Here is a 12403-nt window from a genome sequence, read left to right as displayed (position 1 = left end):
GGCCCGAGCATACGATCCGCTCGCGGGGGTGCGGTGGGGCTCATCGCATCAGCTCTCCGGCGTTGACCAGCAGGGACTGGCCGGTTATCGCCCGTGCGCGGTCCGATGCGAGGAAGGCGGCGGCGTCCGCGACGTCCCCGTCGGTGGCCAGATCGGGCAGCGCCATGCGGTCGGTGAGGCGGGAGTGGACGTCGGCTTCGGGGACGCCTTCGGTGTGCGCGGTGAAGGTGACGAAGGCCTGCACCGGGGGCCCCCACATCCAGCCGGGGAGCACGGTGTTCACGCGGATGCGGTGCGGGCCGAGCTCGCGGGCCATGGAGTACATGGCGGAGGTCAGGGCGCCCTTGGAGGCGGCGTAGGCGGCCTGCTGCACCTCGTTGGGGGCGGCGATGGCGGACTGGGTGCCGATGATGACGACGGAGCCGCCGGTTCGCTTCAGCGCGGGCAGGCAGGCGCGGGTCATGCGCAGGGTGCCGAGGAGGTTCACGTCGAGGATCTGCTGCCAGGTGCCGAAGTCGGCGTCCTGGAGGCCGCCGAAGTACGAGTCCCAGGCGGCGACGTGGACGACGGCGTCGACTCCGCCGAAGCGGTCCTGGGCGAGGGCGGCGAGGGCCTCGCACTGGCGCTCGTCGGAGATGTCGGTCGGCAGGTACGCGGTGTGCGTGCCGTCGGGGTCGATCTCGGCGGCGGCCTTGGCGAGGTTCGCCTCGGTCCGGGCCCCGAGCACGGCGTTGCCGCCGTCGCGGACGACGGTGGCGGCGACCTGGTGGCCGAGGCCGGCGCCTACGCCGGAGACGATGACGGTTTTGCCTTGCAGCAGCAGCGACATGGTGCGGGCCTCCTGGACGCCGGTCTGTTTCTGACGGTGCGTCAGGCTACGGGGCGGGGGGCGGGGAGGGAAGGGGTGGGGTGGGGGCGGTCGCCTCGTGCGGCGCCGTTGCCGGGGACCGGTCCCCGGGCCCCTGCGCCTCAAACGCCGGCGGGGCTGGGGTGTGGCCGGCGTGGGCCGGGGCTGCGGGGGTGGGCCGGTGCCGGGGTCGGGGTGGGGTGTCGGCCTGGACTGCATGATTTAGGCGCCCTGTGCTTTACGTTCGACAGGGCGCGGGATGTACCTGCGCCACAAATCACGCTTTACGTCCAGGCCAACACCCCACCCCGCCCCCGTCCCCGGCCCGGGCCGACCCCCAGCCCCGCCGACGGGTGGGCTTCTCAGCCGTCCGGCCCGGCGGGATCCTTTGCGCCGTCCGGCGTTGAGGGCCGGGGCCCGGCTTTTCAGTCCTCCGGTCCGGAGTTGAGGGCCGGGGGTCGGGCTTTCCGGCCGTTCGTCCGGTGTTCGCGGCGCGGGGTCCGGGGCGTTCCAGCCCGCCCGCGCTAATCCAGCCGTCCGATGTTTGAGGACCGGACCCCTGGGGCGGAGCCCGGGGCCTCGCCTTCGGGCTGTCCGGCGTTGAGGCGCCGGGTCTGGGGTTGTCCAGCCCGCCCGCGCTAATCCAGCCCGCCCGCGCCAATCCAGCCGTCCGGCGTTTGAGGACCGGGGTCTGGGGCGGAGCCCCAGGGGTCTGGGCGCAGCCCGGGACCCCTTCCCAGCCGGTCCGGTTCCCAGCCCGTCCGGCGTTTGAGGACCGGGTTCGGGCGGAGCCCGGTGGCATCCCCAGCCTCGCCGGCGTTTGAGGCGCGGGTCCGGGCTGGCCCGGCTGGGGGTCCCCCCGGACGGAGTCTGGGGGATGGTGGAAGGGCGGGTCGGGGACTCTGCCCCGCAGGGCGGCTGGGCGGCGGCAGGCGGGCAGCTGGGCAGCTGGGCGGGCAGGTGGGCAGGCAGTCCGGGCAGCGGCAGGCGGCCGGGCAGCCGGGTGGGCGGGCAGCCGGGCAGCCGGGTGGGCGGGCAGCCGGCCGGGCAGCCGGGTGGGCGGCCGGGTAGGTGGCTACTGGGTCAGGCGGTGTAGGCCTTCCTTGATTTCTTTTGGCGTGTGCGTCGTGAACGACAGGCGCAGGGTTCGGGGGTCCGGGGTCGCGGCGAAGAAGGGGGCTCCGGGGACGAAGGCGACGCCCCGGGAGGTCGCCGCGCGGAACAGGGCGCTCGCGTCGTGGCCCTCGGGGAGGCGGGCCCAGACGAACATGCCGCCCTCCGGGCGGTTCCACGTGGAGCCCGGCGGGAGCGCGGCGGCCAGGCCCGACAGGAGGGCGTCGCGCCGGATCCGGTACGCGTCGCGCACGCGGGCCACGTGCGCGTCCAGGTCCGCCGTCCGCAGGTACTCCGCCGCCGCCAGCTGGTCGAGCGTCGAGGTGTGCAGGTCCGCCGCCTGCTTCGCGAGCACCGCGCCGCGCAGCAGCGCGGCCGGGGCGCGCAGCCAGCCGAGCCGGAGCCCGGGGGCCATCACCTTCGAGAAGCTGCCGAGGAGCACGGTGCGGTCCTCGGCCCCCGGGTGCGCGGCGAGCCAGGGCAGTTCGCGGCCCTCGTAGCGGAGGTCTCCGTACGGGTCGTCCTCCAGCAGCCACAGTCCGAGACGGGCCGCGAGCGATGCGATCTCCGCGCGGCGGCCGGCGGGGAGGGTGCGGCCGGTCGGGTTCTGGAAGGTGGGGATCGTGTAGAGGAGTTTGGGGCGTTCGCGGGCTACGAGCTCCGCCAGCGCGTCCGGGAGGATGCCCTCGTCGTCGCAGGGGACGGGGATGACCCGGGCGCCGGCGAGCTGGAACCCCTGGAGCGCCGCCAGGTAGGTGGGGTTCTCGACGAGCACCGCGTCGCCCGGCTCGATCAGCGCGGTCGTGAGCAGATTGAGTCCCTGCTGGGAGCCGGTGGTGATCAGCAGGTCGTCCCCGGTGGTCGCCAGCCCCCGGCGGCCGATCCGGGCCGCCACCGCCGCGCGCAGCTCGGGGACGCCCTCGGTGGTCGAGTACTGGAGGGCGCGGCGGGCGGACCGCGCGAAGGCGGAGTCGTACGCGGTCCGCAGGCCCTCGGCGTCGAAGAGTTCGGGCGCGGGCAGGCCGCCGGCGAAGGAGATCATGCCGGGCTGGGCGGTGACGGCGAGGATCTCGCGCACGGCGGAGGGGGAGGTCGTACGGATCCGGGCGGCGAAGGGCGGCGGAGGGGCGGGGGCGGGGGCGGGGGCGAGGACGGCGCCGGCTGTGGGCGCTGAGGCGGGCACGGGAGCGGGCACGGGAGCTCCTTCGGGAGGCGGGTGCGCGCATCGTAGCGGCGGGAAGGTGTAGACGGCACCTATGTATCGGATACTGAACGGCCGCTAGGGGCTCCCTATCTGACGTTGCATCAGCTAGACCGTCTCCCATGACAGCAGACGAGCGGAACACCCGGGCCGACGACTACGCCGAGCTCGCCTCGGTCGGCCCCTACGGAGTCCACCCCGGCCACGCGCTGATCACCATGGTCGAGCCGCACCCGGGCCACGAGTTCGCGTACAACCGCTGGTACGAGGACGACCACTACTACGCCGGCGCCATGGCCATGCCCTGGATGTACGCCGGCCGCCGCTGGGTCGCCACCCGCGAGCTCCAGGAGCTGCGCTACCCGGAGAAGTCGGCCGTGGCCCAGCCCGTGACCGCCGGGTGCTACATCTCCACCTACTGGGTCACCGAGGGCCGCTACGACGAGCACATGAAGTGGACCGTCGGCATCAACAAGCGCCTCAACCGCGACGGCCGGGTCTATCAGGACCGCACCCACGTCTTCACCGCGTTCCAGGACCACGAGGCCACCGTCTACCGGGACGGCGCCGCCGGCCCCCGCGACTTCCACGCCCTCGACCACCCGTACGGCGGGCTCGTGGTCCAGGTCATCGACGCGGAGGGCCCGGAGCGGCGGGCCGAGCTGCTGGAGTGGCTGCGCTCGCGCGCCCTGCCGAAGCGGCTGGCCGGGTCACCGGCCGCGATGGTCACGGTCTTCCGGCCGACGCCGCTGCCCGGGGACCGGATGACGTACGTCAAGCAGGTGGAGGGGGTCGACACCCGGCTGACCCTGCTGTGGTTCCTGGAGGCCGACCCGCGCGAGTGCTGGGACCGCTTCCAGGGGTTGGACACGGAGGTCGCGGAGTCGGGGCTGGGGCGGGTGGAGCTGGTGGCGCCCTTCATCCCGACGGTGCCGGGTACGGACCGGTACGTCGATCAGCTGAGGTAGGGCTGGGGCTGGGGCTGGGGTCCGGGGGCTGGGGTCCGGACATGGCCGAGCCCCCTCGGCAGGCGACGGCGGGCCGGTCGAGAGGGCTCCAGTCAGTGGTGCAGGTGGTTCTGGTGGTGCAGGTCGTGCGATGGAGCTGGTGGCGCTTGTCGTGTGACGGTTGGCTGGGAGGGGCGCCTCGATGTTCAGGCGAGGCGTCCCAGGCGGCCCTCGGTCACCTCGGTGACGAACGAGGTCCAGGAGCCGGGCGCGAAGGTGAGGGACGGACCGTCCTGCGCCTTCGAGTCGCGGACCGCGATGGCTTCCATGACGGGGGACTTGACCTCGACGCAGGCGCCGTTGGCGGAGTACGAGGACTTGGTCCAGTTTTCCGTTGCACCTTGACGAATAGCCATGTTTCTCTCCGGTTCAGCGAGTGGTTCCGGTGTCATGTCGGCCATTGCTCCGGCTGACGTGATCGACGCTACCCGCAGCTCCCGTTGTGCGAAGGGGGCGTTCACCCGACCGAGTGGCATATTCCATTCAGGTCTTCTGCCGCCGGGGAGTGACGGTGTACCGTACCGGCCTTTTCGCAGGACCTCATTTCCCCTTGCCCGCGAAGTCCTCGATGATCTGCGCGATGAACTGCCTCGTCTGGTCCACGTTGTGGGCCTGTGCGCGCAGATGTTCGTACATCACGCTGTATTTCTGGACGTCGTTGGCCTTCTCCAGGTACAGGTCGCTCGTCACGCCTTCGATGTAGACCACCGTCGAGTCCGACGCGTCCGGGAATTCCAGAATGGCGTACTGGCCGTTGACGCCCGGGTGGGCGCCCACCGAGAACGGCATCACCTGGACCGTGACGTGCGGCTTCTCCGACTGCTCTATCAGGAACTCCAGCTGCCGGATCATGAGCTGCGCATCGCCCACGTGCCGTCGCAGGGCGGCCTCGTCGATGACCGCCCACAGGCGCAGCGGTCCGATCTCGGGATTGCTGTTCTCGGTCTCGTGGAGCCGCTTCTGGCGGTGCATCCGGACCTGGACGCGCTTCTCCACGTCGACGGGAGCCGTCTCCGGCCACGCGCCGCGGACGAGCGACTGGGCGTACTCCGGGGTCTGGAGCAGGCCCGGGATCACCAGGGGTTCGTAGGTGCGCAGGCTGGCGGCGTCCGTCTCCAGGCCGATGTAGACGCTGTACGGGATGTCGCCGAAGGCGTGCCACCAGCCCTGCTGGCGGGAATCCTTGGCCATTTGCATGAGGGAGTCGACGAGCCGCCGGTCTTCGACCTCGTAGACGTCGCACAGATCGCGGACGTCGCGCTGACTGATGGAACGGCGGCCGTTCTCCAGCCGGCTGATCTTCGACTGGGAGACGAGCAGGCGTTCCGCGACCTGCTCGGCCGTCATGCCTTTGTCCTCGCGCAGTTTGCGCAACTCCATGCCCAGTCGGCGGCGTCGGACGGTGGGATTGACATTGGACGCCACGTGAACGGCACCTCCGCCTTCTTCTCGTGCTGTCTCTCTGCGTGTCTGATGGTGAGCAGACTGCCACCGAAGCGTGTGACCTCGCTGGGGAACGGTCCGGATCGGTCCGGATCGGCCCGGAAAAGCAAACGCGCGGGGCGGCGGGGCCGGCGTACCGGCCTCGCCACCCCGCGCGCTGGCGGCTTCCGGGCCGGGTCCTGGGGACGTCGGCCACGGTGATGGCGTTACGTGTGCTGCGGTCCTGCGGGTGGTGCTTGTACTGGCTTGCGCTGGCTTGCTGTCCTGCCTTGCCTTGCCCTGTCCTGCCCGTGCTGCGTGCCCCGCCGGTGGGTCAGTGCGCGGCCGCGCGGGCCATCGCACCGGTCCGGCGCGGCTGCAGCGGAACGGCTGCCGCCGTTGCCCGGGCGGGCTGGGCCGGTGCCCGGTCGCGGCGCGGCTGTGCGGCCACGCCGTTCTGGACGTCCATGACGGCGTGAGCCACCAGTCCGCCCATCGGGTCGTGCCGGATCAGGTCCCGGAGCCGGGACCTGGACGACCGCCCCTCGTTGCCGGGGTACAGGTGCTTGCCGAGTCCGACCGCGTGGGCCAGTGCGGCAAGCGCCGCGGTCCGCGGGTCCGGCGGTACACCGGTGCGGATCGCACTGTCCAGCCGGCCACGGATCTCCCGGCTGATCGCTGTGTCGGTCGCTTGGTAGCGAGTCGTCGGCAGCACCCCGCACATCTGGCCCGCGACGGCATGGACCATGCCGCAACGCTCCAGGTGAGCGAGGTAAATCTGACGGAGCCCCAGTCGGGGTCCGCCGATCCAGTGGACCGCCCGAACCGGGCTGCCGCGCCTGCGCAGCAGTTCCAGTGCGGAGTCCAGAGTCGGATCTCCTGTCGGCCGTGGCATCACCACGGCGATACGATCCCCATCAGGGGCTATCCGTCCTGCCAGAGCCAGCTCCACTAGCTGTGCCCCGGCCAGGCCGAGGTCGAGCGACTGCGGCTGCGCCGTGGTACCCGTGGCCGGGTCCAAGGCGAGCAGCAAAAGCTCCTCCGGAATCGTTCTGCGGCTCTTGCCCATCCATGCCTCCCCGCGTGGATGAGTGACAGGGTGACGCCTCTCACATTCATCTGTCGAGAGCGCCTGGCCGCTTTGTGGGGGAACTATCAGCTATGTCGTTCTCGTCTAGCACGGGGGCGATGCCCCCTAGACGGGACACTGTTAGACATTCGGACAGCCGGACGTGAAGGCGATCGAGGAGGAACTGGTGGCGGGCGAGTCCCCCGACAAGTCGGTTGATGAAGGAACGTCGGGGACGGCGGAGTCGTCCGAGGGGCGTGACCCGAGGGCGTCGCTGTTCCGGCCGAGGGAGTCGGAGGACGGGTCCGCGGAGCGCGATCCGCTGCGGGAGGCGGTGGCCGCGTGGGTGGCCACGGCCGGGGACGGGGACGAGCCGTCCGAGCAGGCCGCGCCGGCCGCGCCGGGCGAGCAGACCGAGGTCTCCAAGGCCCTGCCCGCGGGTGCGGGTGCGGGTGCCGGTGCCGCGGGTTCGGCTCCTGGCTCGGCTTCGCCGTCGCCTTCGCCTTCAGAATCCGCTTCGGGGTCCGGGGGTGGCGAGTCCGCTGCCGCCGGCCCGGCCGAGAGTGAGCGCACGGCGGTGTTCCGCACCGTGACGCCCCCGACCGCCGATTCCGCTCCTCCCGTTCCCTCTCCCTCTGCTGATTCCGCTTCAGAGCGTGAGGGCGCCTCGGGTGCCCGGGGCGCAGCCGCCCCCGCCGATGGTGGGAGCACGGCCAAGTCCCGTACCGCGACACCTCCGGCACCCGCCGACCAGCCTGCACCTTCCGCTTCCGCTTCCGGTTCTGCTGCGGGGGCCGACTCCTCGGCAGCTGCCGTGGGCGGCGAGCGTACGACTGCGTTTCGTGCCGTGACTCCGCCGGCCGATGTGGGCCGCTCCGCGGGTTCCGGTTCTGGTTCTGCTGCGGGGGACGACTCCTCGGCAGCGCCCGTGGGCGGCGAGCGTACGACTGCCTTTCGTGCCGTGACTCCGCCGGCCGATGCGGACCGCTCCACGGGTTCCGCTTCGGGTGTTGCCCAGGGCGTGCCCGCGGCTGCCGCCGAGCCGGCCGGGAGCGACCGTACGGCCTCGTTCCGCACGGTGACGCCTCCCGCCGGTACGGGTCTGCCCGCGGATTCCGCTTCCGGCGCCGACCGGGCGCGCGGCGCCTCGGGCGAGCCCGCGGCAGGCTCCGGCTCGGTCGATAGCGAGCGCACCGCGGTGTTCCGTACGGTCACGCCGCCGCCGGCCACCACCGGCCGCCCGGCGGGTTCCGCTTCGGCGCCCGCGCCTGCACCCGCCGACAGCGAGCGCACGTCCGCGTTCCGCACGACGACCGCCCCGACTTCGGGCACGCCGGCCCCCGGTACTCCGGCTTCGGGTACCAAGGGCTCGGGTACTCCGGGCTCGGGTATTCCGGCTTCGGGTACCAAGGGCTCGGGTACTCCGGCCTCGGGTACTCCGGCCTCGGGTACCAAGGGCTCGGGTACTCCGGCTTCGGGCATTCCGGCTTCGGGTACCAAGGGCTCGGGTACTCCGGCTTCGGGTACCCCGGCCCCGGGCACGCCGGCCTCTGGTACTACCCGGACCCCTTCGGGCGCCCCGGGCGGCCAGAGGGCCCCCGGTGGGCAGACGCCTTCGCGTACCCCTGCCGCCTCCGGTGACCCGCGTACCCCGGGCGCCTCCGGTGACCCGCGCACCCCGGGCGGCTCCGGCTCCGGCTCCGGTGAGCCCGTCGACAGTGAGCAGACCGCCGTGTTCCGGGCGGTCAAGCCCGGCTCCGGGGCCGGGTCCGCTCCGGGCGGCCAGGCGGAGGACAGCGAGCGGACGGCTGTGTTCCGGGCGGTCAAGCCCCCGGCTCCGGCCGCTCCGGCCGCAGGCGAGCCAGCCGACAGCGAGCGGACCGCCGTGTTCCGGGCCATCAAGCCCGGGACGGCCGACCCCGGCGCAGCCCGGCAGGGCAGCGGCACCGCCGACCCCGGCACCGCCCGGCAGGGCAGCGGCACCGCCGACCCCGGCACCGCCCGGCAGGGCAAGGGTGCCGCTCAGGCGGGGGCCCCGCGTGGCGTTGGCGGGGAGCGGGCGAGCACCTTCGTACCGCTGCGCGGCGACGACGTGCCCGCGCGGCCCACCCCGGGCGCGCCCCCCGCCCCCGGTACTCCGAGGACCGCATCCACCCCGGCTCAGGCGCAGGCTCCGGGTGCGGCTCCGGGACGGACCGGGGTACCCGCCGGGATGCGGACCCCCGTCACGCACGAGTCCCCGGAGCGGACCACGCAGCAGCCGCTGCCGCCCAAGCCGCCGCTCGACATGCTGGCGGACCTCACCAACAACCCGCCCCCGCCGCCGAGCGCGGCCCGCACCGCCGTCCGCCGGTTCAAGATCTACGCGCCGATCCTCGTGCTCCTCGCGGTGATCCTCGCCGTCGTCCAGCTCGTGCGCCCGCTGCCCACTCCGACGCTGAAGGTGACCGCCAACACCTCGTACACCTTCGAGGGCGGCGCCCCGAACCTGCCGTGGCCGAAGGAGGGCCAGGCCTACATGGCCGCGGCCGGCCTCGGCACCGTCGGGTCCTTCGGCGAGCAGAAGCCCGTGGCGATCGGCAGTGTCGCCAAGGCCATGACCGCCTACGTCATCCTCAAGGACTTCCCCATGAAGAAGGGGGAGGCGGGGGAGATGATCCCCGTCGACAAGACGGCGGTCGAGGACGGCAAGAAGGAGACCGAGGGCGAGTCCACGGTCAACAACCTGAAGGAGGGCGACAAGATCTCACAGAAGGACGCCCTCTCCGCGATCATGATCCCGTCCGCCAACAACGTCGCGCGGCTGCTCGCGCGCTGGGACGGCGGGCAGGAGGCGTTCGTCAAGAAGATGAACGACACCGCCAGGGAACTCGGCATGACCAACACCACGTACACGGACCCCTCGGGTCTGGACGCGACCACGGTCAGCACCGCCGAGGACCAGGTCAAGCTCGGCCTCAAGATCGTCGAGATGCCGGAGCTGATCGCGATCACGAGGCAGCCGTCGTGGACCGACCCCTCGGGCAAGAAGTGGCGGAACTACAACGACCTGGTTCCGTACAACGGCTCGCTCGGCATCAAGACCGGCTCCACCACCAAGGCCGGCGGCAACCTGCTCTTCGCCGCCCACAAGGAGGTCGGCAAGACCGACCAGCTGATCGTCGGAGCGGTCCTCGGCCAGCACGGCGTGCCGATCCTCGGCACCGCGATCGCGGCGAGCAAGGACATCCTGCTCGCCACGCAGAAGATGCTCAAGGCCGCGCCCGTCGTCAAGAAGGGTGATGTCGTCGGCTACGTGGACGACGGACTCGGGACCCGCGTCCCGGTCGTGGCCACCGCCGACGTGGAAGCGGTCGGCTGGCCGACCCTCACCATCTCCACGAAGCTGGCAGACGGCGCCGGCCAGCTCCCGCAGACCGCCAGGGCGGGCTCGGAGATCGGCATGCTGACCGTCGGCGAGGGCGCCAGCCAGGTCAAGGTGCCGGTGGCGCTGCAGAGCGACCTCATCGCACCGGGCCTCGGCAAGAAGCTGACGCGCGTCGGCTGACGCGCCGGCCGAGCCGACCGCCCACGCGTCGGCCGACGCCGCGCACGAGCGAGCGAGGAGCGGGTCCGGCGCTCCGGGGGCAACCCCGGGGTGCCGGACCGCGTCTACGAACCGAGGGACGCACCCGAGGCGACCGGAGTGGGGAGTACGTCGGCGTGACCACCGCTGAGCGGCAGGAACAGGGCCACGGCCAGGAACAGGGCCACGGCCGGGACGAGGCTGCGCTCCGAGACCCCGAGGCCCTGGCAGCGGAGGGCAGTGCCTTCGGCCATGCCCTCGGAGGTCCCCTCCGAGGGCCCCTCGTCCGGCCCCTCGTCCGGGCCCTCGGCTGGGCCCGTCGGCATCCGGTGGCCGTGGCCACCGCGCTGGCCGGGCTGCTGCACCTGATCTGGTTCTTCGCCGTGGCCAACAGCGGCGGCGACCTGGCCGCGCAGGACGCCTGGGCGGAGTTCGTGGGCCGCCATCCCGACTCCGCGTACAACCTGGCCTGGTACGGCGGCATGCACCCGGTCTCGTACAGCGTGGTCTCGCCGTACGTGATGCACGTGCTCGGCGTCCGCACCACGATGATGATCGCCGGTACGGTCTCGGCCGGGCTGCTCGCAATGATCCTGACCCGCTGCCGCGGCGCCGTCCGCGAGCCGCTGTGGCCCGCCCTGGCCGGGGTGTACGGGCTGCTGTGCAACGCCGTGTCGGGCCGGGTCACCTTCGGTCTCGGCGCGATGTTCGCGCTCGGGGCCGTCGCCGCCGTCTTCTGCTGGCCCCGCAAATGGGCCGAGCGGCGCTGGGCGAAGGCGGCCGTGGCGGCTCCGCTCGCGGCGGTCGCCACCGCCTCCAGCCCGGTGGCCGGGCTGTTCCTCGGGGTGATCGCGGCCGCGCTGTTCCTGAACGGCCGGCGCCCGGGCGCGTACGCCCTCGGCCTGGCCCCCGCGGCGGTGGTCGGGCTGTCGTCCTGGCTGTTCCCCTTCTCGGGGACGCAGCCGATGAAGCTGATCTCGGCGGCGCTGCCGTTCGCGTGCGCGCTGGCCGCGCTGTTCCTCGTACCGAAGAGCTGGAAGTCGGTACGGACCGCCTCCGCGATCTACGCCCTGGGGGTGGCGCTGACCTGGGCGATCGACTCCCAGGTCGGTTCGAACGTGACCCGGCTGGCGATGCTGTTCGGCGGGGTGGTGCTGCTCGCGGCCCTCCCGTACGAGGCTCCGCGCACGCGCCGCTGGTACGGGCTGCTCCTCGCGCTCACCGGGGTGACCGCCTGGATCACCGTCAACAGCGTCACCGACATCGTCCGCACCACCCCGCTGGCCTCCTGGAGCCGGGAGCTCGCCCCGCTGGTGGACCAGCTCCAGAAGGCGGGCGCCGACCGGGGCCGCGTCGAGGTGGTCCCGGCCAGCAGCCACCGCGAGTCCTCCGCCTTCCCCGCGTACGTGAACCTCGCGCGCGGCTGGAACCGGCAGGCCGATCTGGAGCGCAACCCGGTCTTCTACGACGACACCCTGACGCCCGGCAGCTACCGCGAGTGGCTGGAGCGCTGGGCCGTGCACTACGTGGTGCTGCCCGCCGACAGACCCGATGAGGGCGGGCGGGACGAGGCGAAGCTGGTGCGCGAGGGGCTCCCGTACCTCCAGCAGGTGTGGGGCGACGCGAACTGGCAGCTCTTCAAGGTCACGGACCCGACGAACCTGGTCGCCGGCCCCGCGACGGTGGTGCGCGCCGGCGCCGACCAGCTGGTCATCGACGTGAAGCAGGCCGGACGGGTCATGGTGCGCATCCCGCATTCCCCGTGGCTGGGCCTGGTGGACGGCGCGGGCAAGCCGGTGGAGCCGCCGCAGGAGACGGAGGCCTCGAAGGCCGCCGCGAAGGCCGCGCCGAAGGGTGCGGTCGCCTTGCCCAAGGTCTTCGCGAACACGGCCGGGTGCCTGTTCAAGGCGGCCTCGGACGGTACCGGGGACGAGTGGACGGAGCTGCTGGCCCCGGCGCCGGGGGAGTACCGGATCGCGGCGAAGTACCAGCTCCCGCGGGGCACCCCGTGCCCGGACGAACTGCTCTACGAGGTACTCGGGCCGCCGGAGCGCCCGGCTCCGGCGCGTCCTTGATCGACCATTCTTTACGTCCGGTCCGGGTGCGTCGGGCCCTTTATGTGCATACCATCCGAGTAGTCCGATTGGGTGCCCCGAGTCTTTTTAGGGAGTGACGACGG

9 protein-coding genes are annotated in these 12403 nt (G+C 72.5%); 3 read left to right on the top strand and 6 right to left on the bottom strand.

The window, feature by feature from the left end; all coding sequences use genetic code 11:
• Positions 1-40: 40 nt before the first annotated feature.
• Positions 41-829: an SDR family oxidoreductase gene (locus AC3IYI_RS17675; protein ID WP_489411085.1), complete on the bottom strand. Its 789-nt coding sequence runs from the start codon at positions 827-829 to the stop codon at positions 41-43.
• Positions 830-1922: 1093 nt separating this feature from the next.
• Complete coding sequence (locus AC3IYI_RS17670; RefSeq protein WP_489411084.1) at positions 1923-3155, bottom strand: aminotransferase-like domain-containing protein; 1233 nt, start codon at positions 3153-3155, stop codon at positions 1923-1925.
• A 128-nt stretch (positions 3156-3283) separates the two neighbouring features.
• Between AC3IYI_RS17670 and AC3IYI_RS17665 the strand changes: the two genes are divergently transcribed.
• Positions 3284-4129 (top strand): hypothetical protein, encoded by an 846-nt coding sequence (locus AC3IYI_RS17665; protein ID WP_489411083.1) that lies wholly within the window; start codon positions 3284-3286, stop codon positions 4127-4129.
• 185 nt (positions 4130-4314) lie between these two features.
• Here AC3IYI_RS17665 and AC3IYI_RS17660 read toward each other — a convergent pair whose 3' ends face one another.
• The 3 genes from AC3IYI_RS17660 to AC3IYI_RS17650 form a co-directional block, all read right to left on the bottom strand.
• The gene (locus AC3IYI_RS17660) at positions 4315-4524 is read right to left on the bottom strand and encodes a DUF397 domain-containing protein (protein ID WP_489411082.1); all 210 of its coding nucleotides are present in this window, start codon (positions 4522-4524) and stop codon (positions 4315-4317) included.
• Between the two features lie 184 nt (positions 4525-4708).
• Entirely contained in the window at positions 4709-5593 is an 885-nt protein-coding gene (locus AC3IYI_RS17655; RefSeq protein WP_243341875.1) for a helix-turn-helix domain-containing protein, read from the bottom strand.
• Between the two features lie 331 nt (positions 5594-5924).
• A complete protein-coding gene (locus tag AC3IYI_RS17650) occupies positions 5925-6659 on the bottom strand; it encodes a GOLPH3/VPS74 family protein (RefSeq protein ID WP_250742596.1) in 735 nt (244 codons plus the stop codon).
• A gap of 1732 nt (positions 6660-8391) precedes the next feature.
• Here AC3IYI_RS17650 and AC3IYI_RS17645 point away from each other — a divergent pair.
• Positions 8392-10206, top strand: a complete 1815-nt coding sequence (locus AC3IYI_RS17645; protein WP_489411081.1) for a D-alanyl-D-alanine carboxypeptidase family protein — start codon at positions 8392-8394, stop codon at positions 10204-10206.
• A gap of 104 nt (positions 10207-10310) precedes the next feature.
• Here AC3IYI_RS17645 and AC3IYI_RS17640 read toward each other — a convergent pair whose 3' ends face one another.
• Positions 10311-10550, bottom strand: a complete 240-nt coding sequence (locus AC3IYI_RS17640; RefSeq protein WP_489411922.1) for a hypothetical protein — start codon at positions 10548-10550, stop codon at positions 10311-10313.
• Between AC3IYI_RS17640 and AC3IYI_RS17635 the strand changes: the two genes are divergently transcribed.
• The gene (locus AC3IYI_RS17635) at positions 10449-12299 is read left to right on the top strand and encodes a DUF8823 domain-containing protein (RefSeq protein ID WP_489411569.1); all 1851 of its coding nucleotides are present in this window, start codon (positions 10449-10451) and stop codon (positions 12297-12299) included. The genes AC3IYI_RS17640 and AC3IYI_RS17635 overlap by 102 nt on opposite strands.
• Positions 12300-12403 lie beyond the last annotated feature (104 nt).

The sequence above is a fragment of the Streptomyces sp. GL_148 genome, assembly GCF_057834205.1.
This window is presented reverse-complemented; position numbering and strand designations above follow the sequence as displayed.

Coding starts and splice junctions, on each gene's coding strand:
- AC3IYI_RS17675 (WP_489411085.1), bottom strand. CDS start 829: ATGTCGCTGCTGCTGCAAGGCAAAACCGTCATCGTCTCCGGCGTAGGC.
- AC3IYI_RS17665 (WP_489411083.1), top strand. CDS start 3,284: ATGACAGCAGACGAGCGGAACACCCGGGCCGACGACTACGCCGAGCTC.
- AC3IYI_RS17660 (WP_489411082.1), bottom strand. CDS start 4,524: ATGGCTATTCGTCAAGGTGCAACGGAAAACTGGACCAAGTCCTCGTAC.
- AC3IYI_RS17650 (WP_250742596.1), bottom strand. CDS start 6,659: ATGGGCAAGAGCCGCAGAACGATTCCGGAGGAGCTTTTGCTGCTCGCC.
- AC3IYI_RS17640 (WP_489411922.1), bottom strand. CDS start 10,550: ATGCCGACGGGCCCAGCCGAGGGCCCGGACGAGGGGCCGGACGAGGGG.